24 protein-coding genes are annotated in these 24,390 nt (G+C 44.2%); 5 read left to right on the top strand and 19 right to left on the bottom strand.

Annotated elements, in window-relative coordinates; genetic code table 11:
• Positions 1–3: 3 nt before the first annotated feature.
• The 10 genes from argF to ACN0V2_RS03915 form a co-directional block, all read right to left on the bottom strand.
• Complete coding sequence (gene argF / locus ACN0V2_RS03870) at positions 4–900, bottom strand: ornithine carbamoyltransferase (RefSeq protein ID WP_417549502.1); 897 nt, start codon at positions 898–900, stop codon at positions 4–6.
• On the bottom strand, positions 900–2,099 hold the full coding sequence (locus tag ACN0V2_RS03875; RefSeq protein ID WP_417549471.1) for an aspartate aminotransferase family protein: 1,200 nt from the start codon (positions 2,097–2,099) through the stop codon (positions 900–902). Before ACN0V2_RS03875 ends, argF begins: the two co-directional genes overlap by 1 nt.
• Positions 2,100–2,261: 162 nt before the next feature.
• On the bottom strand, positions 2,262–2,843 hold the full coding sequence (gene sodB, locus ACN0V2_RS03880; protein WP_417549472.1) for a superoxide dismutase [Fe]: 582 nt from the start codon (positions 2,841–2,843) through the stop codon (positions 2,262–2,264).
• Between the two features lie 61 nt (positions 2,844–2,904).
• Positions 2,905–3,384: a ribosomal protein S18-alanine N-acetyltransferase gene (gene rimI / locus ACN0V2_RS03885; protein WP_417549473.1), complete on the bottom strand. Its 480-nt coding sequence runs from the start codon at positions 3,382–3,384 to the stop codon at positions 2,905–2,907.
• Positions 3,377–3,871, bottom strand: a complete 495-nt coding sequence (locus ACN0V2_RS03890; RefSeq protein WP_417549474.1) for a DNA polymerase III subunit psi — start codon at positions 3,869–3,871, stop codon at positions 3,377–3,379. Before ACN0V2_RS03890 ends, rimI begins: the two co-directional genes overlap by 8 nt.
• Positions 3,871–5,403: a 2-isopropylmalate synthase gene (locus tag ACN0V2_RS03895; RefSeq protein ID WP_417549475.1), complete on the bottom strand. Its 1,533-nt coding sequence runs from the start codon at positions 5,401–5,403 to the stop codon at positions 3,871–3,873. The genes ACN0V2_RS03890 and ACN0V2_RS03895 overlap by 1 nt, the downstream gene beginning before the upstream one ends.
• 159 nt (positions 5,404–5,562) lie before the next feature.
• A complete protein-coding gene (pssA, locus tag ACN0V2_RS03900) occupies positions 5,563–6,306 on the bottom strand; it encodes a CDP-diacylglycerol--serine O-phosphatidyltransferase (protein ID WP_417549476.1) in 744 nt (247 codons plus the stop codon).
• A gap of 116 nt (positions 6,307–6,422) precedes the next feature.
• Positions 6,423–7,433 carry a ketol-acid reductoisomerase gene (ilvC, locus tag ACN0V2_RS03905; protein ID WP_417549503.1) on the bottom strand — a complete coding sequence of 337 codons (1,011 nt, stop codon included), beginning with the start codon at positions 7,431–7,433 and terminating at the stop codon, positions 6,423–6,425.
• Between the two features lie 28 nt (positions 7,434–7,461).
• Positions 7,462–7,959: an acetolactate synthase small subunit gene (ilvN, locus tag ACN0V2_RS03910; protein ID WP_069295377.1), complete on the bottom strand. Its 498-nt coding sequence runs from the start codon at positions 7,957–7,959 to the stop codon at positions 7,462–7,464.
• Positions 7,959–9,701 (bottom strand): acetolactate synthase 3 large subunit, encoded by a 1,743-nt coding sequence (locus ACN0V2_RS03915; protein WP_417549477.1) that lies wholly within the window; start codon positions 9,699–9,701, stop codon positions 7,959–7,961. Before ACN0V2_RS03915 ends, ilvN begins: the two co-directional genes overlap by 1 nt.
• A 170-nt stretch (positions 9,702–9,871) precedes the next feature.
• On the opposite strand from ACN0V2_RS03915, the gene pyrC reads away from it, so the two are divergent.
• Positions 9,872–10,918, top strand: a complete 1,047-nt coding sequence (gene pyrC / locus ACN0V2_RS03920; protein WP_417549478.1) for a dihydroorotase — start codon at positions 9,872–9,874, stop codon at positions 10,916–10,918.
• 37 nt (positions 10,919–10,955) lie between these two features.
• Here pyrC and ACN0V2_RS03925 read toward each other — a convergent pair whose 3' ends face one another.
• Positions 10,956–12,227: an O-acetylhomoserine aminocarboxypropyltransferase/cysteine synthase family protein gene (locus ACN0V2_RS03925; RefSeq protein ID WP_417549479.1), complete on the bottom strand. Its 1,272-nt coding sequence runs from the start codon at positions 12,225–12,227 to the stop codon at positions 10,956–10,958.
• 316 nt (positions 12,228–12,543) lie between these two features.
• On the opposite strand from ACN0V2_RS03925, the gene ACN0V2_RS03930 reads away from it, so the two are divergent.
• Together ACN0V2_RS03930 and ACN0V2_RS03935 are read left to right on the top strand one after the other, a co-directional pair.
• Complete coding sequence (locus ACN0V2_RS03930; protein WP_417549480.1) at positions 12,544–13,221, top strand: type 1 glutamine amidotransferase domain-containing protein; 678 nt, start codon at positions 12,544–12,546, stop codon at positions 13,219–13,221.
• A gap of 33 nt (positions 13,222–13,254) precedes the next feature.
• Positions 13,255–13,536, top strand: a complete 282-nt coding sequence (locus ACN0V2_RS03935) for a peptidylprolyl isomerase (RefSeq protein WP_069295382.1) — start codon at positions 13,255–13,257, stop codon at positions 13,534–13,536.
• Positions 13,537–13,580: 44 nt separating this feature from the next.
• On the opposite strand, the gene dinG is transcribed toward ACN0V2_RS03935, so the two are convergent.
• Genes dinG through ACN0V2_RS03975 form a run of 8 tightly spaced genes read right to left on the bottom strand, consistent with a single transcriptional unit; the run spans position 13,581 to position 22,681 of the window.
• The gene (gene dinG, locus ACN0V2_RS03940; RefSeq protein ID WP_417549481.1) at positions 13,581–15,659 is read right to left on the bottom strand and encodes an ATP-dependent DNA helicase DinG; all 2,079 of its coding nucleotides are present in this window, start codon (positions 15,657–15,659) and stop codon (positions 13,581–13,583) included.
• On the bottom strand, positions 15,660–16,661 hold the full coding sequence (locus tag ACN0V2_RS03945; RefSeq protein ID WP_417549482.1) for a 2-hydroxyacid dehydrogenase: 1,002 nt from the start codon (positions 16,659–16,661) through the stop codon (positions 15,660–15,662).
• A 15-nt stretch (positions 16,662–16,676) separates the two neighbouring features.
• On the bottom strand, positions 16,677–18,401 hold the full coding sequence (recJ, locus tag ACN0V2_RS03950) for a single-stranded-DNA-specific exonuclease RecJ (protein WP_417549483.1): 1,725 nt from the start codon (positions 18,399–18,401) through the stop codon (positions 16,677–16,679).
• A gap of 4 nt (positions 18,402–18,405) precedes the next feature.
• On the bottom strand, positions 18,406–19,338 hold the full coding sequence (locus ACN0V2_RS03955) for a hypothetical protein (RefSeq protein ID WP_417549484.1): 933 nt from the start codon (positions 19,336–19,338) through the stop codon (positions 18,406–18,408).
• Positions 19,331–20,035 carry a DnaA regulatory inactivator Hda gene (gene hda, locus ACN0V2_RS03960; protein WP_417549485.1) on the bottom strand — a complete coding sequence of 235 codons (705 nt, stop codon included), beginning with the start codon at positions 20,033–20,035 and terminating at the stop codon, positions 19,331–19,333. Before hda ends, ACN0V2_RS03955 begins: the two co-directional genes overlap by 8 nt.
• Positions 20,036–20,046: 11 nt before the next feature.
• Positions 20,047–21,093 (bottom strand): AI-2E family transporter, encoded by a 1,047-nt coding sequence (locus ACN0V2_RS03965; protein WP_417549486.1) that lies wholly within the window; start codon positions 21,091–21,093, stop codon positions 20,047–20,049.
• Positions 21,090–21,647: a CDP-alcohol phosphatidyltransferase family protein gene (locus ACN0V2_RS03970; RefSeq protein WP_417549487.1), complete on the bottom strand. Its 558-nt coding sequence runs from the start codon at positions 21,645–21,647 to the stop codon at positions 21,090–21,092. Before ACN0V2_RS03970 ends, ACN0V2_RS03965 begins: the two co-directional genes overlap by 4 nt.
• Positions 21,644–22,681: a DUF2066 domain-containing protein gene (locus tag ACN0V2_RS03975; protein ID WP_417549488.1), complete on the bottom strand. Its 1,038-nt coding sequence runs from the start codon at positions 22,679–22,681 to the stop codon at positions 21,644–21,646. The genes ACN0V2_RS03970 and ACN0V2_RS03975 overlap by 4 nt, the downstream gene beginning before the upstream one ends.
• 58 nt (positions 22,682–22,739) lie before the next feature.
• On the opposite strand from ACN0V2_RS03975, the gene purM reads away from it, so the two are divergent.
• Both purM and purN read left to right on the top strand, forming a co-directional pair.
• Positions 22,740–23,801, top strand: coding sequence for a phosphoribosylformylglycinamidine cyclo-ligase (purM, locus tag ACN0V2_RS03980; RefSeq protein WP_417549489.1), 1,062 nt, complete (start codon positions 22,740–22,742; stop codon positions 23,799–23,801).
• Positions 23,798–24,388, top strand: coding sequence for a phosphoribosylglycinamide formyltransferase (purN, locus tag ACN0V2_RS03985; protein WP_417549490.1), 591 nt, complete (start codon positions 23,798–23,800; stop codon positions 24,386–24,388). Before purM ends, purN begins: the two co-directional genes overlap by 4 nt.
• The last annotated feature ends 2 nt before the right edge of the window (positions 24,389–24,390 follow it).

A 24,390-nucleotide genomic window follows, 5' to 3' on the forward strand; every position in this document is an offset into this window, starting at 1 on the left:
AGATTAGCCGCAGAGAAATTCTAGTAAGGCTTTTTGCGCATGTAAACGATTTTCAGCTTCATCCCAAACGACACTTTGTTGACCATCGATCACTTCCGCAGTGACCTCTTCACCACGATGTGCTGGCAAACAATGCATAAACAATGCATCAGCAGCGGCTTGTTGCATGACCTTTTTATCAACCTGAAACGAGGCAAAAGCAGCTTCCCGTTTCCGCTGTTCCTCTTCTTGCCCCATACTTGCCCAGACATCCGTAACTACTAAATCAGCATGCTCTGCAGCCTGGATTGCATCGTTAAACAAATGAATGGGTGCATCAACGTCATTAACAATAGATGCTTTTGGTTCATATCCAACCGGTGTGGCAATGTTTAAGGTAAAACCAAATTGTTGCGCCGCATTGATATAGGAATGACACATATTATTGCCGTCACCGATCCAAGCCACGGTTTTGCCACGAATATCCCCACGATGTTCCTGATAGGTTTGCATATCGGCTAACAATTGACACGGATGGAAATCGTCAGTCAATGCATTGATAACCGGCACCGATGAATACTGAGCAAAGGTTTCGACTTTGCTATGTTCAAAGGTTCGGATCATCACCGCATCAACCATGCTGGAAATCACTCTGGCCGAATCTTCAATCGGCTCACCTCTTCCCAATTGGGTATCATCAGGTGATAAAAAGATTGAGCCGCCACCAAACTGCACCATGGCTGATTCAAAAGATACACGGGTACGGGTCGATGATTTTTCAAAAATCATCGCCAGTACTTTATTTTTCATTGGCTGGTAAATTTCTCCGGACTTATGCATTTCTTTTAATTCAGATGCCCGGATAATCAGCTGGTGCAATTCAACTGGCGATAAGTCTTTCAGCGTAAGGAAATGTCTCATCACGCTACGCTCTCGATCGGCCGGGAAGCCAAAAAGCTTTTAACCAGTTGGCTTACCTTGTTTACAATTAATTCTGCTTCTTGGGCATTGATGACTAATGGTGGCAATAACCGAATAACTTTTTCTGCCGTTACATTGATCAAGATATGATCCTGCAAGGCAATTTTAACTAGCTCAGCACATGGCACTGTTAACTCAATACCAAACATAAAACCTAAATGCCGAATCTCTTTAACACCTTCCGTCTGTCCCAACTGCTGTTTAAAGTGCTGAAACATTTGCTCGCCAAGTCTGTTGACATGATCCAGAAGTTGTTCTTTTTCAATGGTATTTAATACAGCCAATGCAGCACTGCAAGCCAACGGGTTTCCACCAAAGGTAGAGCCATGATTACCCGCTTGCAACACCCCAGTGGCTAATCCGGCGACCAAACAGGCACCAACTGGCATACCATTACCCAATCCTTTAGCTAGCGTCATGACATCAGGCTTTAAACCTTGCTTATGTTGAAACGCAAACCATTTGCCGGTCCGGCCAACACCTGTTTGTACTTCATCGAGCATCATCAGTAATTTACGTTGTGTACATAAATCCCGGATGGCGGACAAATATTCACTGTCCGGCACCTTAATACCACCCTCACCCTGCACCGGCTCAACCAATACAGCAACAGCTTCGGGCCAATGACTGACAGCCATGCGAATCGCATCAAAATCATTGTAAGGAACCCGCACAAAACCTGGCACTAATGGCTCAAAACCAGCCTGTACCTTGGCATTACCGGTAGCGGTTAACGTCGCCATTGTCCGTCCATGAAAACTACCTTCCATCACAATAATGACGGGTTTATCAATACCTTTGCTATGGCCATATTTACGGGCAAGTTTAATCGCTGCTTCATTCGCTTCGGCGCCTGAGTTACAGAAAAACACTTGTTCCATACCAGAGAGCTGAGTCAATTTATCAGCCAATAACTGCTGTTTCTCAATATGGTAAACATTCGAGGTATGTACTAATGTTGCTGCCTGCTCAGAAATAGCATGCGTCACCGCAGGGTGACAATGCCCAAGATTGCAAACTGCAATACCACTTAATGCATCCAGATATCGTTCGCCACGGGTATCAGTCAGCCACGCGCCTTCCCCTCTCGCAAAAGTAATATCCAAACGTCCATAAGTAGGCATGACAGATTCGGTCACGGCATTTAACTCCCTGCCTGTTTTTCAAGGCGACTTCGGCAGATTTTCTGCCAGATTGAAACGAAAAATGGCAGTTTCAAAAGAAAACTGCCATATTCCAAAAACGGTAAATTATATAACGAATCAGCCAGTAGCCATAAGACTACCGGCTGAGTTTAAAATTTATGCTGCAAAATTTGCTGCAACAAAATCCCAATTAACCAGCATCCAGAATGTTTCTAAATATTTTGGACGGGCATTACGGAAATCAATGTAATAAGCATGTTCCCAAACATCGCAAGTTAATAACGGCGTTTGGCCTGCAGTCAGTGGGCAACCTGCATTGCTGGTATTAACAATTTCAATGCTGCCATCAGCATTTTTCACTAACCATGTCCAACCTGAACCGAAGTTAGTGGTGGCAGATTTGGTAAATTGCTCTTTAAACTCTGCAAATGAACCAAATTTGGCATCAATTGCAGCGGCCAGATCACCAGAAACAGCATCTTTGCCATTTGGTGTTAAGCAATTCCAGTAAAAAGTGTGATTCCAAACCTGTGCAGCATTATTAAAAACACCACCACTTGATTTAGTGATAATGGTTTCAAGTGACTGACCTTCAAACTCGGTACCAGGCACTAAATTGTTCAGGTTATTTACATAGGTTTGGTGATGCTTACCGTAATGATACTCAAGCGTCTCTGCAGAGATGTGTGGTTCCAAAGCATCTTTTGCATAAGGAAGTGGTGGCAATTCAAAAGCCATAATAAATCTCCTTGATTGAAAATAACCAACGTAAACACGTTAGTTTATGTGAGGGCATGTCTTATAGCAAGTTTTGACCAAGCTGCGATAACATACCAAGTTCTAAACCCATCAGCACACCATCTTCCCGCCCCTGTTCGGCAGGATAGTAGCCTCTGCGTACAGACATTTCATTAAATCCTATCGATAGATAAAGCTGTTGTGCTCTAAAATTACTGGCTCGCACTTCTAATACGATGATAGCAGCAGATTGTTGCATTGATATATCAACAACATGAGATAGAATCTGCCTCCCAAAACCTTTGCCTTGATATCCAGGCTTAACACAGATATTCAGCAAATGAACTTCATCCAGAACTGATTGTACTACGCTGTAACCAATCAAATCACTACCGGTTGAATAAAGAAAAGTGCGGTAACCGCTTTTGAAGCAGTCTTCAAAATTACCTTTGGTCCATGGAAAACGATTAGACTGTTTCTCAATCTGCCAGACCATGTCGATATCTGACAATTGCATTTGATTAACAATTAATTCAGTCAAGCTGAACTGCCTTTAAGTTCCGAAGTTTCATTAATGTCTGCCACATAGTAGCCTTTCGCTCAGGTTCAGCTAACAATTGCTGCAAACTATCTCCGACCAAAGCCAGGATTCCGTTCTTAAACTGCTGACATGCAAGAGTTGAATGAGGCTGCAAGCTTAGAGTTTCCGTAATTTTTCTATCCAAAATCAATACAATTGTATGAGCGGCAAAAGATTGAACTACAGCTATTGTTGGCTGCTGTTCGATAAAAGCAACGTCATTTAGCTGAATATCAATACTTTTAAGCATTGCGCGTAATAAACGGGACTCGGCAATGGATAGAGCTTTACCCGTAATAACGGTCCAAGGCTTAGTAAAGTCAATATGGCTTAAATCATCTGCAACAGCTGGCTGTTCAATACTGTTGAGATTTACTTCATTCCGTTCTACCCAGACGGGTATTCCCATCTGGGTCAAAGCGTATTGTTGTGCGACTGATAATTGCATCAAACTTGAGGGTGTGCCCGGTCAGCCGGTAGCAACATTTTATTTAATGCATGGATATAGGCTTTCGCAGAAGCGATAACAATATCCGTATCAGTACCTTGACCACTGACAATGCGTCCACCTTTTTCCAGTCGGACACTCACCTCACCTTGTGAGTCTGTACCACTGGTAATATTATTCACTGAATAAAGTTGCAACTCGGTATTACTCTGCACCATAGACTCTATGGCTTTAAAAGCCGCATCAACTGGCCCACTGCCACTCATTTCTGTTTTAACCTCTTTATCATCAACCACCAAGGTTACGCTGGCAACGGGGATTTCACCTGTCTCACTGCAAACACGCATGGATATCAAACGTACACGCTCGTTATCTTCAGTTAACGTATCACTGACAAGTGCTTGAATATCCTCATCAAATACCTCGTGCTTTTTATCGGCGAGTTCTTTGAATCGGGTAAATGCGCTATTTAAGTCTTCCTCAGATTCCAGCTCAATACCCAACTCTTTCAGTCTTGAACGAAAGGCATTTCGACCAGAATGTTTACCCAATACCATACGGTTAGTATTCCAGCCCACATCTTCAGCACGCATAATTTCGTAGGTTTCACGATTCTTCAGAACACCATCCTGATGAATACCAGACTCATGGGCAAAAGCATTCGCGCCAACAATCGCTTTATTAGGCTGAACTACAAAACCTGTGACCCCTGAAACCAGTCTGGAAGCAGCTAAGATTTGTGTGGTATCCAAGCGCGTATCACAGTCAAACATGTCCTGGCGCGTACGCACGGCCATCACCACTTCTTCTAACGAAGCATTTCCCGCTCTTTCACCCAACCCGTTGATAGTACATTCAACTTGGCGAGCGCCGTTCATAACGGCTGATAATGAATTGGCAACGGCTAAGCCCAAATCGTTATGACAGTGGACCGAGAAGACCGCTTTATCTGAATTAGGAATACGTTCACGCAGGTTTTTGATTAACTCACCAAACTGATGCGGCAGGTTGTAACCAACTGTATCGGGAATATTTAAGGTTTTAGCGCCGGCATCAATCACAGCTTCCAACACCCGACAGAGAAAATCCAGATCACTGCGGCCAGCATCTTCGGGGGAAAACTCAACATCATCAGTATATTGACGAGCACGTTTAACGGCCTTAACAGCATTCTCAACGACTTCATCGGGTTGCATCCGCAGTTTCATCTGCATATGGATAGGTGAAGTGGCGATAAAGGTATGAATACGTGAAGCGTTAGCTGCTTTAAGTGCCTCTCCTGCCCGATCAATATCTTTGTCCAGTGCACGTGCAAGACCACAGATACGACTATCTTTAACGGCTTTGGCCACAGCTTGTACCGCCTCAAAATCACCAACACTGGCAATTGGGAAACCGGCTTCAATAATATCGACACGCATACGTTCAAGGGCTTTAGCAATCCGAACCTTTTCGTCTTTGGTCATTGATGCGCCAGGGCTCTGTTCCCCATCACGCAACGTCGTATCAAATATTATCAATTGGTCTTTCATTCGCTCGCTCCGAACATTTTGCCCATCTCTGAGCATATTTTTATTGTCATTATAATGAGGATAGATGGATGGGGCAGAAAGATTTTACAAGTATTTTCTGACTGAAAACCTTATTTAACTTAAGCCACTTTAAAAGTGCACCCCAACATCAATTGAGTTTTATTTTGATTGTGCTCGATCGTTGCGATGCTTTCGTAGCTGTACCAAAGTAAACACTGGTCCTGAAATCGCATACAGTAAAAAAGCAGTGAAAAGCACGATCGGTGGATCGGTTGCAATGAGAGCGAACACCAATACCAACCCTAACATCACCATAAAAGGGACTTTTCCGCGCAAATTCAACTCTTTAAAACTGTGATAACGCACGGTACTGACCATTAAAATAGCTGAGGCAAACGTCAACGGCACACCCACAAAGGCTAATAATGTGGGATCTAACTCATTGTTGTAGCCAACCCATACCCAACCGGCAATAACCGCTGCGGCTGCAGGGCTTGGTAGGCCTTGAAAATAGCGTTTATCAGCAATTCCTACCTGGGTGTTAAATCTGGCTAAGCGTAAAGCACCGCAAGCGGCATAGATAAATGCCACCATCCAGCCAAACTTGCCCAGTCCATTCAATGTCCATTCAAACATCACCAATGCTGGTGCCAGCCCGAATGCCACCATATCAGCAAGACTGTCATATTCAGCGCCAAAGGCACTCTGAGTGTTGGTCAAACGGGCGATTCGACCATCCAAGCCATCCATGATCATAGCGACAAAGATAGCTATAGCAGCCGTAGTGAAGTCACCTCTTGTGGCTGCCACAATGGCGTAGAAACCGGCAAACAGACATGCTGTTGTAAATAAATTTGGTAACAGATAAATGCCGCGTTTTTGTCGTTCTTCATGATTAACCATAAAATTCCTGTATTCAGAGAAGAAGTAATTCCATTATGACATTCGTAACTGTATAAACAAAATAAGGGCAGATTGCCAAGCAACCTGCCCTTACTCAGGACAACAAAATTTACTGATTAGTTTTTAGACTTATCAACGATTTTTTGAATCCAAGGCATCATTTCACGTAATTTTGCACCCGTTTTTTCAATTGGATGTTCCGCATTCAAACGACGCATTGCCGTCATTTCTGGATAGCCTGACTGACCTTCTTGAATAAACTGTTTGGCATACTTGCCTTCTTGAATATTTTTCAGCGCTTCACGCATTGCCCAACGGCTTTCTTCGTTGATAACTTTCGGGCCAGTAACGTATTCGCCGTATTCTGCGTTGTTGGAAATTGAATAATTCATGTTGGCAATACCGCCTTCATACATCAAATCAACAATCAGTTTTAGTTCATGTAGACATTCGAAATAAGCCATTTCAGGCTCATATCCAGCTTCAACTAAGGTTTCAAAACCCGCTTTTACCAATTCGACTGCACCACCGCATAATACCGCCTGTTCACCAAACAGATCGGTTTCAGTTTCATCACGGAAAGTAGTTTCGATAATACCAGTACGTCCACCACCAATAGCTGAAGCATAAGACAATGCAATGGCTTTGGCTTTACCTGAGGCATCCTGTTCGATAGCGATCAAATCAGGAATACCACCACCACGGGTAAATTCGCTACGAACTGTATGACCTGGCGCTTTTGGTGCAATCATAATAACGTCCAGATCCTTGCGTGGCAGGATTTGGTTGTAAACAATCGCAAAACCATGAGCAAAAGCCAAAACAGCCCCTTGCTTCAAATTTGGTTCAATTTCATCTTTATATAAAGATGACTGGAATTCATCCGGTGTTAAAACCATGATCAAATCAGCTTGCTGAACGGCAGAGGCAGTATCCGCAACTTTCAAACCAGCGCCTTCTGCTTTGGCAATAGAAGATGAACCAGCACGTAGTGCAACAGTCACATCTACACCAGAATCTTTCAAGTTACATGCGTGTGCATGACCTTGTGAACCGTAACCAATGATGGTGACTTTCATGCCACGGATCAGTGACAGGTCACAATCTTTGTCATAATAGATATTCAAACTCATTATCAATTCCTTCGTTTTTAAATCAATTCAATTGCAGGCATTTTTCGCCGCGGGCAATGCCAGAAACGCCACTGCGAACGGTTTCAAGAATTTTGTGCTCGGATAACGCTTCAATAAACGAATCTAGTTTGCTACCTGCACCAGTCAGTTCAATAGTGTAAGTGGATGCGGTGACATCAATAATCCGGCCGCGGAAAATATCTGATAAACGTTTAACGTCATCACGTTGATCCATGGTGGCCGCTTTGACTTTGATTAACATCATTTCACGTTCGATATGCGGACCGTCAGATAGCTCCATCAACTTGACCACATCAATCAACTTGTTCAGCTGCTTGGTGATCTGTTCGATAATACGGTCGGTACCGGTCGTTACAATCGTCATACGCGATAAAGATGCATCTTCAGTTGGTGCAACCGTTAAAGATTCAATGTTATAGCCACGCGCAGAGAATAAACCCGCAACACGCGATAACGCACCGGCTTCGTTTTCAATCAAAATCGAGATGATATGGCGCATTATGACAGCTCCCGCTCTGGATCTTGTGGTAAATCGCAATATGGTGACATATGCATTTCATTGTGCGCTTTGCCTTGGGCAATCATTGGGTAAACATTTTCCGTTTGATCGGTGACGATATCCAAAAATACGAGACGATCTTTCAATGCAAAGGCTTCTTCCAATTTAGGACGTAAATCTTCAACGCGTTCGATACGAATACCAACGTGACCATAACTTTCAGCCAATTTGACAAAATCTGGCAAGGATTCCATATAAGAATGAGAATAACGATTCTGATAAAAGAATTCCTGCCATTGACGAACCATACCAAGGTAACGGTTATTCAACGCCACGATTTTTACCGGTAAACCATATTGCAGACAAGTAGACAGTTCCTGAATACACATCTGGATACTACCTTCACCCGTCACACAAATAACGGTTTCTTCTGGAAATGCCAGTTGAACCCCCATCGCTGCCGGTAGACCAAAGCCCATGGTTCCTAACCCACCAGAATTAATCCAGCGATTCGGTTTACTGAAACCATAATATTGAGCAGCCCACATCTGGTGCTGGCCAACATCTGAGGTTACATAAGCATCACCATTGGTTATCTCATGAATCATTTCAACCACGGCTTGAGGCTTAATTTGGTCGCTATTACGATCGTAGGACATGCATTTTTTAGCACGCCAACCGTTAATGATGCTCCACCATTCTGCCAATGCTGTTTGATCGGGTTGGACTTTGCTGATTTCCAGCAAATGATTCATATCCGTCAAAACATCCGCAACATTCCCAACTATCGGTACATCAACAGAGATCGTTTTAGAAATTGACGAGGGATCGATATCAATATGAATGATCTTGGCATGTGGACAGAATTCTGCAATTTTGCCAGTTACCCGGTCATCAAAGCGCGCACCAATCGCAATCAATACATCACAATCATGCATGGCCATATTGGCTTCATAAGTTCCATGCATGCCTAACATGCCAAGAAACTGTTTATCATCCCAAGGTATGGAGCCTAAGCCCATCAAGGTCGAGGTGATCGGATAGCCTAAGGCACTGACAAAAGTCCGTAATTGTTCAGCAGCATTGCCAAGCACTACCCCACCGCCGGTATAAACCATTGGTTTTTTAGCTGTCAGCAATAATTCCACTGCACGCTTAATCTGACCTGGATGCCCTTTGGTAACAGGCTGATAAGAGCGCATATGAACACTTTCTGGATAGATATACGGGATCTTAATATTCGGATCGGTTATATCTTTCGGTACGTCAACCACAACAGGACCAGGACGACCGGTTGTCGCCACATAAAAGGCTTTTTTGATGGTCTCAGCCAGATCGTTAATATCTTTAACTAAAAAGTTATGTTTAACGCACGGGCGAGTAATACCAACGGAATCTACTTCTTGGAAAGCATCACTACCGATATTAGCTGTGGCCACCTGTCCGGTGATAACCACCATAGGAATAGAATCCATATAGGCTGTAGCAATACCCGTTACCGCATTAGTCGCACCTGGACCTGAAGTAACAAGAACCACACCAGGATTACCAGTGGCGCGCGCATAACCATCTGCAGCATGTGTTGCAGCCTGTTCATGGCGCACAAGGATATGCTTGACCTCTTCCTGGTTATACAGCGCATCATAAATATGCAGCACTGCACCACCCGGATAGCCAAACAAATACTCAACCCCTTCGTCTTTCAGACAATGGACCAGAATCTCGGCGCCGCTTAATTCCACGTCTTCCTCTCTCGTATCGCTAACGCGATCTGCTTCAAAATATCAAACGGGTAAAGTTACTGTGAATGCCCGTCAAGGTCAAGAAAAACCGCCCTCTAATGCTCTACCTTTGATTCATAAAAAACAACTTTTCATTAGCTGAGGTAAATAGCTATGGCATAATTTGCTCTATGACAAAACAAGTATCAAACACAATTACCATTACCCAGCCTGACGACTGGCATCTTCACTTGCGCGATAATGAGGCATTGCAACGTACTGTTGCTGATAGCGCAAGATGTTTCAAACGTGCGATTGTGATGCCAAATTTGCGTCCACCTGTCACCAATGTTGAACAAGCAGCAGCCTACCGACAACGCATTTTAGATGCTCGTCCTGAAGGTGTTGATTTTGAACCATTAATGACGCTGTATTTGACGGACAACACTAAAGCGGTAGACATTGTTGCGGCTAAGCAGGCTGGTTTCATCAAAGCAGTCAAACTTTACCCGGCAGGTGCAACAACAAATTCTGACGCTGGCGTAACCGACATCACCAAATGCAACAAAACTCTTGAAGCGATGCAACAGGCTGATATGCCATTGTTGTTACACGGTGAAGTAACGCATAAAGAAACGGATATTTTTGATCGTGAAAAAGTCTTTATCGATGAAAAACTGATTCCGTTATTGCGCGACTTCCCTGAACTGAAAATAGTTTTTGAACACATTACGACTAAAGATGCTGCTGACTTTGTTTCCCAGGCCAGCAACTTTGTGGCAGCAACCATAACGCCCCATCATTTATTGTTAAATCGAAATGACATGTTGGTGGGCGGAATACGTCCTCATCATTTCTGTTTGCCAGTACTTAAACGAAATACTCATCAACAGGCATTGATCGCAGCGGCAACCAGCAGTAACCCCAAGTTCTTTCTCGGCACGGACAGCGCGCCACACGCCAAACACACCAAAGAAAATGCTTGTGGTTGTGCCGGTATTTACAGTGCTCATGCGGCAATTGAACTGTACGCTGAGGTATTTGATCGCCACGAATGTATGAATAAACTCGAAGGTTTTGCTAGTTTTTACGGTGCAGATTTTTATGGCTTGCCACGAAATACCCAGCAGATCACCTTGGAAAAATCAGATTGGCAGGTTCCTGAAACATTGGCATTTGCTGATGAAACCCTGGTACCGATGCGCGCAGGTGAAACCATTCACTGGAAACTGGTTTAAAAAGTCCCGGCCTGATTACAGGCCGGGATTAGTTAAATTAGACAGCAGAAAAGGCCTGCTCCAAATCTTCAATAATGTCATTGATATGTTCGATGCCAATACACAGTCGAAGCATTTCCGGTGTCACTCCCGCGGCCTTGAGTTCGGCTTCTTCCAGCTGACGATGTGTGGTCGAAGCCGGATGACAGGCCAGCGACTTGGTATCCCCGATATTCACCAGACGTTTAACCAACTTCAATGCATCGTAGAATTTCACGCCATTATCAAAGCCACCTTTAATGCCAAAGGTCAGAATTGATGATGGTTTGCCATTGAAATATTTCTGAGCTAAATCAAAATACTTGTCCCCTTCCAGTCCGGCATAGTTCACCCATTCTACTTTGGGATGCTGTTGCAGATATTTCGCCACTACGATGGCATTGTCACAGTGTCGTTCCATACGTAATGGTAACGTTTCAATGCCTTGTAATAATAGAAACGCATTCATCGGTGACAATGCTGAACCGGTATTCCGTAAAGGCACGGTCCGTGCTCTGGCAATAAAGGCTGCTTCAGCAAATTGCTCGGTATACACTACCCCGTGATAGGCCGGTTCAGGTTGATTCAATACCGGAAATCTTTCTTTGTGTTTAGCCCAAGGAAACTTGCCGGAATCCACAATTATGCCGCCTAAGGTTGTGCCATGACCGCCCATGTATTTGGTCAAGGAATGCACCACAATATCTGCACCATATTCAATTGGATTAAGCAAAAACGGTGTTGCCACGGTGTTATCAACGATAACTGGAACTCCGTGTTTATGTGCCATCGTTGCAATGGGTTCAATATCCACAATATTACCGGCCGGATTACCGATTGATTCGCAGAAAACCGCTTTGGTTTTGCCATCAATCAGTTTTTCAAGATCGGCTGCCTGGTCAGTGGGGGCAAAGCGTACCTCAATTCCCATTTTGGGAAGCATATGAGCAAATAAGGTATAGGTTCCACCATACAATTGTGGTGTGGTCACAATATTATCGCCCGCTTCAGCAATGGTAAGGATTGCATAATGAATAGCAGCACTTCCTGCTGAAGTCGCCAATGCAGCCAGACCACCTTCCAATGCCGCTACACGCTTTTCCAATACATCCCAGGTGGGATTCATAATGCGGCTGTAAATATTGCCGGGAACATCCAGATTAAATAGATCCGCACCATGCTGAGCATTATCAAATTCGTATGCAACTGTTTGATAGATCGGCACCGCGCAGGATTTAGTGGTGGGATCAGTTTCATACCCTTCATGCAGACAGATAGTCTCTTTTTTCATAGTTTTCTCTCGCTGTTATTATTGTAGTATCTGATGATATTTCATAGCTGCCTCACCCCGAAGGTTTGGGGCCATTTTTCCGCCCAACGTCATTGGAAATGATTTAAGCAGGACAATTACATCACATCATTTCCGGCTTATTGGACAAAAAATGTCCTCCAGCATTGGTGGCTCTGAAAGATCAGCAGACCCTAATGCGAGTTTACGACGATGAGAATGAAATGCAATATCGCTTGAAATTTTATCGTCGTATCACCATATCAGATTAGCAACATCGAATAATTCGTCAAAACCACAAATTTCAGGAGACACAACCATGAAAATATTAGTGGTATTAACTTCGCACGATAAGCTTGGCAATACCGGGGAAAAAACCGGTTTCTGGTTAGAAGAACTCGCTGCACCGTATTACACAATGAAAGACGCTGGGGTAGAAATAACACTGGCCTCACCCAAAGGCGGCCAACCGCCACTTGATCCAAAAAGCAATCAGCCTGACTTTCAAACAGACGCTACCCGGCGTTTTGAAAATGATGCTGAAGCCAAAAGCCGATTGGCAAACACAGTTAAGTTAGCAGATATGCACGCCGCAGATTATGATGCAGTGTTTTATCCGGGCGGACATGGTCCGTTATGGGATTTAGCTGAAGATCAAAAGTCGATCGCACTGATTGAAAGTTTTGTGCTCGCAAATAAACCAGTGGCGGCAGTCTGTCACGCACCTGCTGTTTTATTACACGTTAAAACCATCGGCGATGATCCCTGGATTAAAGGTAAACAACTCACAGCATTTTCAAATAATGAAGAAGATGCGGTAGGCTTGTCTGATGTTGTACCCTTTTTACTTGAAGATGCCCTCAAACAACGTGGCGCTATTTATGAAAAAGGTGACGACTGGAGTTCATTCGTCATTACGGATGGCATTTTGATTACAGGACAAAACCCGGCTTCTTCAGAAGCCACGGCCAACGCCCTGTTGAAACAGCTGGCATAAGCTGGCAATTTACACATTAATTACGGAACTATTATGGCTAGAGCAACCGCACGACACATCCTGGTGGACAGTGAAGAAATCTGTCTGGAATTGAAACGCGAAATCGAAGAAGGCGCAGATTTTGCTGCCGTCGCCAAAGAAAATTCTTCCTGCCCTTCCAGCCGTCAAGGCGGAGACCTAGGTGAATTTGGCCCTGGCATGATGGTGCCTGAATTCGATAAAGTTGTTTTTTCTGCGCCCGTTAATACAGTACAAGGCCCAGTTAAAACACAATTTGGTTATCACTTGCTGGAAGTTACCAGCCGCACTGAATAAGTTCGTTGATACACCCCGAAAGCCCGGCCTCGCCGGGCTTTTTTTTATTCGGTTATTACCTGGTAATCCGGTAAATGAGACAGTAATTGTTTGCCGTAATTTTTTGTTAACAATCGACGATCCAGAATGGTTATTTGTCCTGAATCAGTCTCTTTACGAAGTAATCTTCCACAGGCCTGAATCAACTTCACGCTGACCGCCGGTAATGACAAACTGATAAACGGCTGACCGCCACGTTTAAGGATCCACTCCTGACGTGCTTGTTCAATCGGGCGGGTAAATACCGGAAATGGCAGTTTGGTAATGATTACATGGGTACATAAATTGCCGGGTAAATCGACGCCTTCAGCAAACCTATCCATTCCAAAAATAATGCTGCCCCGACCCGCTTCAATCCGCTGAATATGTTTGACGATCATATTTTTGGGCGACAGTTGATCACCTTGTAACAAAATCAAATTTTTCAATGACAATGGCAATTGCTTATACACCTGCAACATCACTTGGCGTGAGGTGAATAGCACCAGAGTAGCCGCCTGAATATCAATAATTGATTTGAGTTGGCTGACGACCTCCTGCTGCCATTGCGGCAGATTTTCATTGGGTAAATATTGCATCATTGGCAGTTTCAACACTGCCTGCTGTTGATATTTGAATGGTGAAGGTAGCGCCAGAAAGTGTTTTTCATCGTAACGCTGTAAGCCACAATCCGCCCGGAAACGCCGGAATAATCCCATACCCCGTAAAGTGGCTGAGGTCATCACTACTCCATAGGCACGCTGCCATAAACTGCGATCCAGAAAACCTGCCGCTGTCATCGGCCCGGCATGAATCACCAGCGTTTGTTGTTTGGCAAACTGTTCCTGTGCTAGCCAGCGAACATTGGGCGGTCGCTCGACTTTATCTTCATCGAGAAACAGCGCCATAAAATCAATCAGATAACCAAAAATATTCTGCACTGTTCCCACCTGGGGCAATAATGCTTCACCAACCTTATTACTTAACTGGGTTTTCTCCAGCCCTTCTTTAATCCATTTGCCAATTAACGAGAAGTGTTTATAGATGGAATTAGCCCGCTGTAACAGATTCTGGCAAGGAATAACCAAGGCATTAAGTAATGGACTACCCCAGAAAATACGCGGTTCACTGATACGCCCTTCCAGCATTTCGTTTACTGTGGCATCACTGCCCAGAATATCCAGTAACTGTTGCAACAGACTGATAATTGCAGGTAAATCCTGACGAATTTCCTTAAACATATAACCAAAGTCATGCTGGCGAAAAGCCAAAGCAGTGGGCAGCTTTTTCATCAGACTGTCGGCAGTTTCGACGGTTTGATAAAGCTGGCCAAAGTTCAATGCTTTTGCAGCATGTCCCAGCGCCTTTTGTGGCAGATTATGAGCTTCATCAAACACCAGGATCAGCTCTTCAGGATTGGGTAATACCAGACCGCCACCCAAATCAGCATCACTGAGGAGTAAATCATGATTGACCACTACCACCTGAGCCAATTGCATTTCCTTACGAAGCAGATAATATGGACAGCTTATAAAATACCTACAACTCTTTCCGGCACATCCCTCGGAATCTGTAGAAACTTCATGCCATAAACCGGGATCGAGGGCATCCGTACGGCTGTCTCGGTCACCATCCCAACGGTGTTCATCCCAATCCTGAAACAAATTTTTGGCTTGAGTTTGCATCAATACCTGTTGGTATTTCTGATCCACATCCAGCGTCAAATCTTGCTGTTCAGGAGTGGTTGCCAGTTGTGCCAGTTTACTGGGACATACATAACGGCGGCGGCCTTTGATCTGCATAAAACGTATTGGTTGTGGCAAAGCCGCTGAAAACTGTGGCAGATCTTTCTGAATCAATTGCTGTTGCAGATTGACGGTTGCGGTACTAATAACCAGCAATTTTTTACTGTTCAAAGCCGTTTCGATTGCACCGCTTAGATATGCCAGCGTTTTCCCCACGCCGGTTGGTGCTTCCACTACCGCCATTCTATTTTGCGACTGTTGCAGGAGCTGATGAATAAATCGACTCATTTCGACTTGTTGCGGTCTGGCTTTAAAATCCGGCATCAACTTATTGATGCTGGTAAAGATTTCATCAAACACTTAACGTATTTCCACTCGGTTTTTCAGTGCCTTACCCATCATAAAATCATCAATATTCTGCAAAGTCGTCTGAGCGATATGCTGCAAGGCTTCACGGGTAAAATAGGCCTGGTGCCCGGTGACAAGCACATTTGGAAAGGTCAATAAACGCTGGAATATATCGTCCTGAATAATATCGGTGGAATGGTCTTCAAAAAACAGACTGCCTTCCTGTTCATACACATCTATTCCCAAATAACCAATAAGCAGCGCTTTCAAAGCATCCAAGACAGCAACTGTATCCAATAAAGCTCCGCGACTGGTATTTATCAGCATTACGCCAGGCTTAGTCAACTTGAGACTGAAAGCATTGATAATATGATGCGTTGCATCATTTAATGGACAATGCAGGCTAATAATATCGCTTTGCCCCAGCAAGCTGTCGAGTGTCACTACGTCAAAACCTGCTTGTTTGGCCGGTGCAGCATTATGCGGTTCATAAATCAAAACCTGGCAACCAAATGCCCGCAATCGCTCAGCCACTAACAAGCCAATTTTACCGCCACCGATAATGCCCGCGGTTTTACCGAAAAAATCAAAACCCAGCAAACCATCCAGAGAAAAATTACCATCGCGAACACGATTATAGGCCCGCGGTATCTTCCGACTTAATGCCAACATCAGTGCAATAGTATGTTCCGCGACGGCATATGGTGAATAAGCAGGCACATTGACAATGGTTATACCAAGCTTTTTAGCAGTCGTTAAATCCACCTGGTTAACCCCAGCACAACGTAACGCAATTAAACGAGTACCGTTTTCTGCCAGCGTTTTAAGCGTTTCAGCCGAAATATCATCATTCACAAACGCACTGACCACATCAGCATCTTTGGCCAATGCTGCTGTCATCGGATTTAACGCCATTTCATAAAAACATAATGACACTCGCTCATCAGCCATTTCGGTGAGATAGGCCTGATCATAGGGTTTCGCGCTGAATACCGCGACATGGGTTGGTTTCATTTGAGAAGCTCCTGGCTAGCTCGGCAATATATTATCAACCAACAATTGTAATGATTTTGTTTGCCGGAATTCATTCACATCCAGGCGATAATGCAAGCCAACTTTTTGACCAATTTGCAGCCATTTTGGTGCTGTCTGACGAAATGCCATTGCCGTGATTTCACGTCCATCATCAAGTTTAATGGTTAACCGTAAATGGTCCGATTGCTGACCGACATGACGATAATTCTGCAAAACAAACTGACCATGAAACTGCGGTTCCGGAAAAGCCTGACCCCATGGCGCCAGAACCGGTAATTGCTCAGCCAGGTGCATGTTCATTTCCTGCGTCGATAATTCACCGTCAGAATACAAAGCGCGTTCAAATACTGTGGGATCGGCTGCAAGTTGTACAGCTTCCCTGAATGCCTTTTCAAATAATGAAAAGTCGTTTTGCTTTAATGTTAACCCTGCTGCCATCGCATGTCCGCCAAAGCGCAAAATTAAATCAGGATATTTAGCAGCAACATTAACCAGCACATCACGAATATGAACGCCTGTTATAGAGCGTGCTGAACCTTTGATTTCGCCAGGTTCGCCCGGTGCAAACACAATGACCGGCCGATGCAGTTTTTCTTTAATTCGAGATGCGAGTAACCCAATAACACCTTGATGCCAACCTTCTTCATATAAACAATAAGCAGCTGCCTGGCTGGTTTCATTAAGCTGAAGTTTTTCCAGCATCGCCAAAGCTTCCAACTGCATGCCTTGCTCAACCGAGCGACGCTCAAGATTAATCTGATCCAGCAACTGAGCAGCTTGCTGAGCCATGGCAAAGTTATCCGTCAGCAAGGTATCAATGCCTAGCCCCATATCTTCCATACGACCGGCGGCATTTAACCTAGGTGCGATGGCAAAACCCAAATCCTGTGCAGATAATCGCTCAAGATCTTTACCGGCAATCTGTAATAAAGCACGAATGCCTGCACATGCGCGTCCCTGGCGCATGCGTTTCAGCCCCAGATCTACCAATGTGCGATTGAGCCTATCCAAAGGCACGACATCAGCGACGGTGCCTAATGCCACCAAATCCAACAATTCCACCAGACGTGGTTCTGCCAGTTGCTGTAATTCAAACCAGTTAATATCGCGTAATCCCTGCCGCAGACCGAGCAGCACATAAAACGCCACCCCAACACCTGCCAGCATTTTGCTTGGAAAATTATCACCTGGTTGGTTGGGATTAACGATAGCGTCAGCTTGTGGCAATTGTTCTGCCGCAAGATGATGATCAGTGATCAACACTTGCATCCCACGTTGTTTGGCTAGAGCAACGCCATCCAGGCTGGCAATCCCGTTATCCACAGTAATCAATAAATCCGGCTGGTTTTCAGCAGCAATTTCATTCAATAATTCAGTGGTTAAACCATAGCCGTGGACAAAGCGATTAGGCACAATAAAATCAATCTGTTGCAACCCCATCATGCGTAAACCACGCATCATCACGGCGCAGCTGGTCGCCCCATCACTATCAAAATCCGCCACAATCATTACTCGCCATTGTTGCTGTAGTGCCTGGATCAATAATGCTACTGCGGCTTCCATCCCCAGCATTTCAGAAGGTTTTGGTAACTCAGCTAAATCAAAAGTTAATTCATCAGCCTTTTTGATACCGCGTGCAGCCATGATTCTGCGAATGCACTCTGGCCACTCCTCGGATAAAGCGCTGAAATTTTCTGCTGTTCGTTGTTGAATATTCATCGAATTACCATGGTTTCCATGTATCCCAGCAACGCCAGACATACTGGCCATGTTGCGGGATAATTAAGTTTAATTGACGAATTTGATAACGACGTAATTTATGTAGCAAAGGCAAAATGTGCTGCGTTGTATTTTGCTCAAGTCGCTGTGGCCAGTTACTTTGTAAATCCAGTTCAGGAAATACCAGTAACTGCTGACCCGTCATCGTGTTTTCAGATTTCCATTCAGACATTGGTAGCAAGTTCGTTGAAGTCGCTGCTGCAAGCGACTTTAATAACGCCGCGTCACCATAAAGCTGCTGCCAGGTATTTGCTTGTGGCTGCCAATCTGCCTTACCCCAGAACCAGAGACTGTTAACCGGTAATTTGCCTGCGGACTGCCTTTGTTGATTCACCGGATGCTCAAATAAAGCCATCTGAATTTCATTGCCAAGCCGCAACCAATCGTTTTGTTCGGCCCCTCTCGGTAATGCTGATGCAACCGATTTACCAATTAAGGATGACATGGCTGTCAGATTAATATCCGGCAGACTTTCCAAACAGATTGACCAATGGTTGAGATCATTAGGCACCAATTGAGCGTCAAAATCATTCAACAGAGGTTGGATGCTTTCTCGGAGCTGGGTGCCCTCTTCCATTGTTAAATCATTGATTGGAAATAATAAAAGCCGATCTCGGTCGGCATGCAGATAACATGGGTCGGCACACAGACTTAATTGGCCAGGGTTACGTAATTGCGCGGTGGGTAAATCAGGTCCTGAAAGCACGTTAGTGCTGAATAACTGGATAAGCTCATGTTCAAAGGAATTATCGCTGACTTTAAAGTTAGCTTTTTTAAATGATTTCTGCAGATCTTCAGGCACTAAAGACTGATTGATTTCCTGCATTACAGTGGCTAAACCGGGCCAGATAATCGTAATTGATGGCTTTTCAGCCATGTTGGATCACTTCTCGCACGAAAGGAATAGTCAAACGTCTTTGCGCTTGTAAAGAAGCTTTATCAAGTTTTTGCATCACCAGCATTAACGAAGGCATATCACGGCTGTAATGGCGTAAAAGATACTGGGCGACCTCTTCTGGCAAAATCAAACCACGGCTCTGAGCATGACTTATTAATGCCTGCTGCTTCAGCGCATCAGTCATGGACGGTAACTGATAAATCAAACCGGTTGCTAGTCTTGATCGCAGATCTGGTAATTGAATTGCTAGTTGCGCTGGGTTTTGCTCGGCACAAATTAAAAGTTTGTGCTCCTGTTCGCGTAAACGATTAAAGCAATGAAATAAAGCCTCTTCCCAAGCAGCATCACCACAAATGGCCTGTAAATCATCAAGGCATACAACATTACTTTGTATTAACGAGGGTAATACTTCTGCGTCTGCAGTATTACTAATTTCTTGTAGATTGATATAACTGACATGTTGTCCATCAACTTGCAGCTGTTCTGCGATCGCCAAGCTTAAATGTGTTTTGCCGACACCAGCTTCACCCCACAGATAGAGAAAATCTGGTTTTTGGTCCCGGCAAAAGGCATTAACAACTTCTGCCAACTCATTATTTTCATATATAAAATTATCAATTTTGAAAATTTCATGCGGTGTTAGCCGCAGGGTTAGCTGGGTCTCTTGTTGACTCATTCAAACACTACTTAAGAGTAAAGGTGGCTATTCAAATAACGTTCATGTCCGTGACGTAATAGCACCATAACCACAGCCGCGACCGGTAACGCCAATAACACCCCGACGAACCCAAACAGTGTCCCACCTGCCATCACCGCAAAAATAACAGCAACAGGATGCAGGCCAATACGTTCACCGACAAATCGTGGGGTCAGAAACATACCCTCAATCGCTTGGGCAAAACTGAATACCAAAACAACCATTAAAACGGGTAACCATTCCTGAAACTGTAAATACGCCGCCAAACCGGCAAGGGTAATGCCCACGACTAGTCCTAAATAAGGTACAAAACTGACGATTCCGGCAATCACGCCTAATAACAACGCCAAGTCCAAGCCGATAAATGTGAGACCGATGCTATAAATAATAGCTAAAGCTAACATCACCATTAATTGACCACGTAAAAAACCGGCCAACATGTCGTCACATTCAATAGTTATTTGGGTGATCTTTTCGGCTTTATTACGTGGTAATAATTCACGGAATTTAGCGACGATATCATCCCAATCTCGTAATAGATAAAAGGTTAAAACCGGAATAAGTACCAAATTGGTTAGCCATTGCAATATTGCCAATCCAGACCGCGACATATAGCCCATTAAGTCAGTAGCAATCTTGCCGGCTTCAGACCAATAGTCCTGCAGGGCAGTTTTGACGGTATTAAAGTTGAACACATCAGATGACAGGCCCACTCTTTGTAAAATTAGCTCCATTGAGCTCTGCAGCCGATCCAGATAATTCGGCAGTTTTTCAAATAATGAAACCAATTGGGCACTGAGCATGGGAATGAAAATTAACAGCAATATCAGGGCTGTAAGTAAAAACATACCAAACACAGCACACACTGCAAGCGTGCGAGACATTCGATACTTTTCTAATTTATCAACTAAAGGATCGCCCAGATAAGCGAGTAATGCTGCAATGAAAAATGGCGTCAACACCGATGACAATTGCATCACCAGCCAACCACATAATATCAATAGCCCTAAAAGTAAAAACTTATTCGTATCACTCATGAGCTTTTTTTCATCTGACGCCACGCACTTGTCCCCCAAACCACTATATATTCACTGCCACTAATGATGACACTCGCCACCACCAACCAGATTAAGGTTGTACTCCATGTTACTGCTAGCGAAAGCCACGCTTGCTGCAAAATAACAAGTAAAACTAAAGCAATTTGAAAAACTGTATTGATTTTACTGCTCCAGAGTGGAGTCAGTTCATATTCACCGAATTTGAAATGATAAATCAAAGCACCGCAGACAATCAGTAGGTCTCGGCCAAACACCAACAATAATAGCCATAAAGGTAACAATTGCATATAGGTTAATGTGGCAAAGGTGGCGGCCAAAAGAAATTTATCGGCTAATGGATCCAGTATTGATCCTAGACGACTTTGCCAGTGAAAATGTCGAGCCAAAAAACCATCTAAACCATCAGAGATCCCAGCTATTGCTACCAGTATTAATGCCGTGGAAAATTGTTCTTCCAGCATTAACCATACGATTGGCCCAACCAATAAAATTCGAAATACACAGATAAGATTGGGAATATCCCGTTGATTCAAGGTAATAACCGATATTGCGAGCCGTTGTTATCAGAATTATCAGGCTGGATGACCCGCCCCATCGAAAGCAACTGTCGAAATTTGGCCGGTTCGGCTTGAATCATTAAAACCAAATCAAGCTTTTCACTGCCTAAACTACCCACTTTGATATCAGTGACAGCTTGCAAGCTACCAAGATAATCCATTAAACGGCTGTAGCCTTCATAATCATGTACTCCCGATACTTGGATAGCTAATTCTGCATCATCTGCTGCAGTGAATGACATGTTTAGTCGTCGGCCCAATCGATCGGCAAGTTCATCTACACCACTTTGAATAGCTGTTTGCACTGTCCCTTGACTGGACCAACGTTCGACCTCTTCACCGAGCATGGCTTGCCAGCTGATTTCGGCTGACTCCTCACTACCACTTAATCGCGCTGTTACGACAACTGAGGCACCATATCGCGCAGAAGCTTTTTTTATGGCGGTATTATTTCCGGTAGAAACATCGTTAAAGGTCAGCTGGCTTTGATCTTCCAGATCCATCAATGGTAAGAGTAAGGGAATGCCACGCTTTTCAGCTGCTTGTTCAACATATAAAAGCAATGAATCTTCATCGCCTTCGCCAATTAATTGCTGTTTACCGGCATATTCAATAGCAACCCAAATCAATGATTCGGGTCTTATCTTGTCCCATACTGGCAAACCAATTCGCTGCAAAGCATTGTTGATGCCATTGACATTAAAATCTAATGTTAAAGCCAGTTGTTGCATGGCCTCGCCATCGTTACTTGGAATTTGTTGATAATAAAACCGATCAATATAACGCTCGGCATCAGTAACTAAAGCCGAAATATCGGCTTGTTCAACGGCTCGCCTGTCACCAACCACTTTAATGACAACTTGTTTTAGCAATTCTGGCGCAAGACGAAGACGATCCTGCTCACTTTGCGACTCGACTGGCGCTTGTGCTTTATACAAATCAGTAACTTCCGCAGCGGAGGCAATCGACGCAGCGAAAACGAAAATCAGTGAGAAAAATAATTTAGGCATTGTGGTATTCTAACACGCTGTTTTTTGTGTGTGATGTCCAAATAATCAGGAAGCCAGCATGACCGATCCCGTCGTTCCAACTACCCAATCAAATCAAGCTCTCAGTTACCGCGATGCCGGTGTTGATATTGAAGCCGGAAATGCGCTTGTCGAGCGTATCAAACCTTTAGCAGCCAAAACCCGTCGTCCTGGTGTCATGGCTGGGCTAGGTGGATTTGGCAGCCTGTTTGAATTGCCGCTCGACAAATATAAAAACCCCGTTCTGGTCTCTGGAACAGATGGTGTAGGTACTAAATTAAGACTGGCAATCGAAGCTGGAATACATGACACCATTGGTATTGATTTAGTTGCCATGTGCGTCAACGATATCGCAGTTTTGGGCGCGGAACCACTGTTCTTTCTTGATTATTACGCCACCGGTAAATTGAATATTGATGTAGCCACCGATGTGGTGAGTGGTATTGCTGAAGGCTGCTTGCAATCAGGTGCTGCATTAGTAGGCGGTGAAACAGCCGAAATGCCAAGTATGTATCAGGAAGGCGATTTTGATTTGGCAGGTTTCTGCGTCGGGATCGTTGAAAAAGACAACATAATTGATGGCTCTCAGGTAAAAGCTGGTGACGCCATCATCGGTATCGCTTCCTCCGGTCCGCATTCTAATGGTTACTCACTAATTCGCAAGATCATTGAAGTTAGCAAAGCGGATTTAACGATGTCATTTGATGGGTCGACCCTAGGGGAAAAGCTATTAGCACCTACCAGAATTTATGTTAAATCATTATTGCAACTTCATGAAAAAGTTAACATTCATGCTTTATCACATATTACCGGCGGGGGTTTGTTAGAGAATATTCCCCGTGTTTTACCGAAAAATGTGACGGCAGTAATTGACAGCAAAAGCTGGCAAAGACCGGCTGTGTTTGACTGGCTGCAACAACAGGGAAATGTGGTTGATCGTGAAATGTACCGTACCTTTAATAACGGTATCGGCATGGTAGTTTGTGTTGCTGAAGACGATGCAGATGCCACAGTACGGATCTTGACCGCGCTTGGTGAAAGCGCCATGCGAATTGGCCATATCGAAGCGAGTGACACTGAAGAACAAGTCATTATTAAATGAGTGACACTTTCAAACCCAAGCTGGTGATATTGATATCAGGGCGTGGCAGTAATATGCAGTCGATTGTTAAGGCTATTCAGGAAAATGAGCTGAATGCCGAAGTTTCTGCCGTAATCAGTAATCGCCCTGAAGCCCCAGGCTTAACCTTCGCCCAACAATCCGATATCACAACCAGAATATTGGATCATAAGGACTTCGCTACGCGTGAAACCTTTGATCAGCAATTGATAGAACTGATTGATACATTTAAACCTGACTACGTTGTATTAGCTGGTTTCATGCGAATTCTGAGTGCCGAATTTGTTCAGCACTATGCCAACCGGTTAATTAATATACATCCTTCACTTTTACCCAAATTCAAAGGCATGCATACTCACCAACGTGCCATCGAAGCCGGAGAAACCGAACACGGTGCCACCGTACACTTTGTTACAGAAGAGTTGGATGCTGGCCCGGTGATTTTGCAAGCCAAAGTTCCACTTATGGCCTACGATACGGAGCAAACCTTGGCAGCAAGAGTATTGATCGAGGAACATAAGCTTTATCCAGATGCCTTAAGGTTGTTAATTCAACAACATCAGAGCTAATA

This window comes from Methylophaga sp., assembly GCF_048266885.1.
In the GTDB taxonomy this organism is placed as follows: Bacteria; Pseudomonadota; Gammaproteobacteria; order Nitrosococcales; family Methylophagaceae; genus Methylophaga.

Bases quoted from the DNA above. Each gene is read 5' to 3' on its own strand.
- argF (WP_417549502.1), bottom strand. From the start codon at position 900: ATGAGACATTTCCTTACGCTGAAAGACTTATCGCCAGTTGAATTGCAC.
- sodB (WP_417549472.1), bottom strand. From the start codon at position 2,843: ATGGCTTTTGAATTGCCACCACTTCCTTATGCAAAAGATGCTTTGGAA.
- ACN0V2_RS03890 (WP_417549474.1), bottom strand. From the start codon at position 3,871: ATGCAATTATCAGTCGCACAACAATACGCTTTGACCCAGATGGGAATA.
- ACN0V2_RS03895 (WP_417549475.1), bottom strand. From the start codon at position 5,403: ATGAAAGACCAATTGATAATATTTGATACGACGTTGCGTGATGGGGAA.
- pssA (WP_417549476.1), bottom strand. From the start codon at position 6,306: ATGGTTAATCATGAAGAACGACAAAAACGCGGCATTTATCTGTTACCA.
- ilvN (WP_069295377.1), bottom strand. From the start codon at position 7,959: ATGCGCCATATCATCTCGATTTTGATTGAAAACGAAGCCGGTGCGTTA.
- pyrC (WP_417549478.1), top strand. From the start codon at position 9,872: ATGACAAAACAAGTATCAAACACAATTACCATTACCCAGCCTGACGAC.
- ACN0V2_RS03925 (WP_417549479.1), bottom strand. From the start codon at position 12,227: ATGAAAAAAGAGACTATCTGTCTGCATGAAGGGTATGAAACTGATCCC.
- ACN0V2_RS03930 (WP_417549480.1), top strand. From the start codon at position 12,544: ATGAAAATATTAGTGGTATTAACTTCGCACGATAAGCTTGGCAATACC.
- ACN0V2_RS03935 (WP_069295382.1), top strand. From the start codon at position 13,255: ATGGCTAGAGCAACCGCACGACACATCCTGGTGGACAGTGAAGAAATC.
- ACN0V2_RS03945 (WP_417549482.1), bottom strand. From the start codon at position 16,661: ATGAAACCAACCCATGTCGCGGTATTCAGCGCGAAACCCTATGATCAG.
- recJ (WP_417549483.1), bottom strand. From the start codon at position 18,401: ATGAATATTCAACAACGAACAGCAGAAAATTTCAGCGCTTTATCCGAG.
- ACN0V2_RS03955 (WP_417549484.1), bottom strand. From the start codon at position 19,338: ATGGCTGAAAAGCCATCAATTACGATTATCTGGCCCGGTTTAGCCACT.
- hda (WP_417549485.1), bottom strand. From the start codon at position 20,035: ATGAGTCAACAAGAGACCCAGCTAACCCTGCGGCTAACACCGCATGAA.
- ACN0V2_RS03965 (WP_417549486.1), bottom strand. From the start codon at position 21,093: ATGAGTGATACGAATAAGTTTTTACTTTTAGGGCTATTGATATTATGT.
- ACN0V2_RS03975 (WP_417549488.1), bottom strand. From the start codon at position 22,681: ATGCCTAAATTATTTTTCTCACTGATTTTCGTTTTCGCTGCGTCGATT.
- purM (WP_417549489.1), top strand. From the start codon at position 22,740: ATGACCGATCCCGTCGTTCCAACTACCCAATCAAATCAAGCTCTCAGT.
- purN (WP_417549490.1), top strand. From the start codon at position 23,798: ATGAGTGACACTTTCAAACCCAAGCTGGTGATATTGATATCAGGGCGT.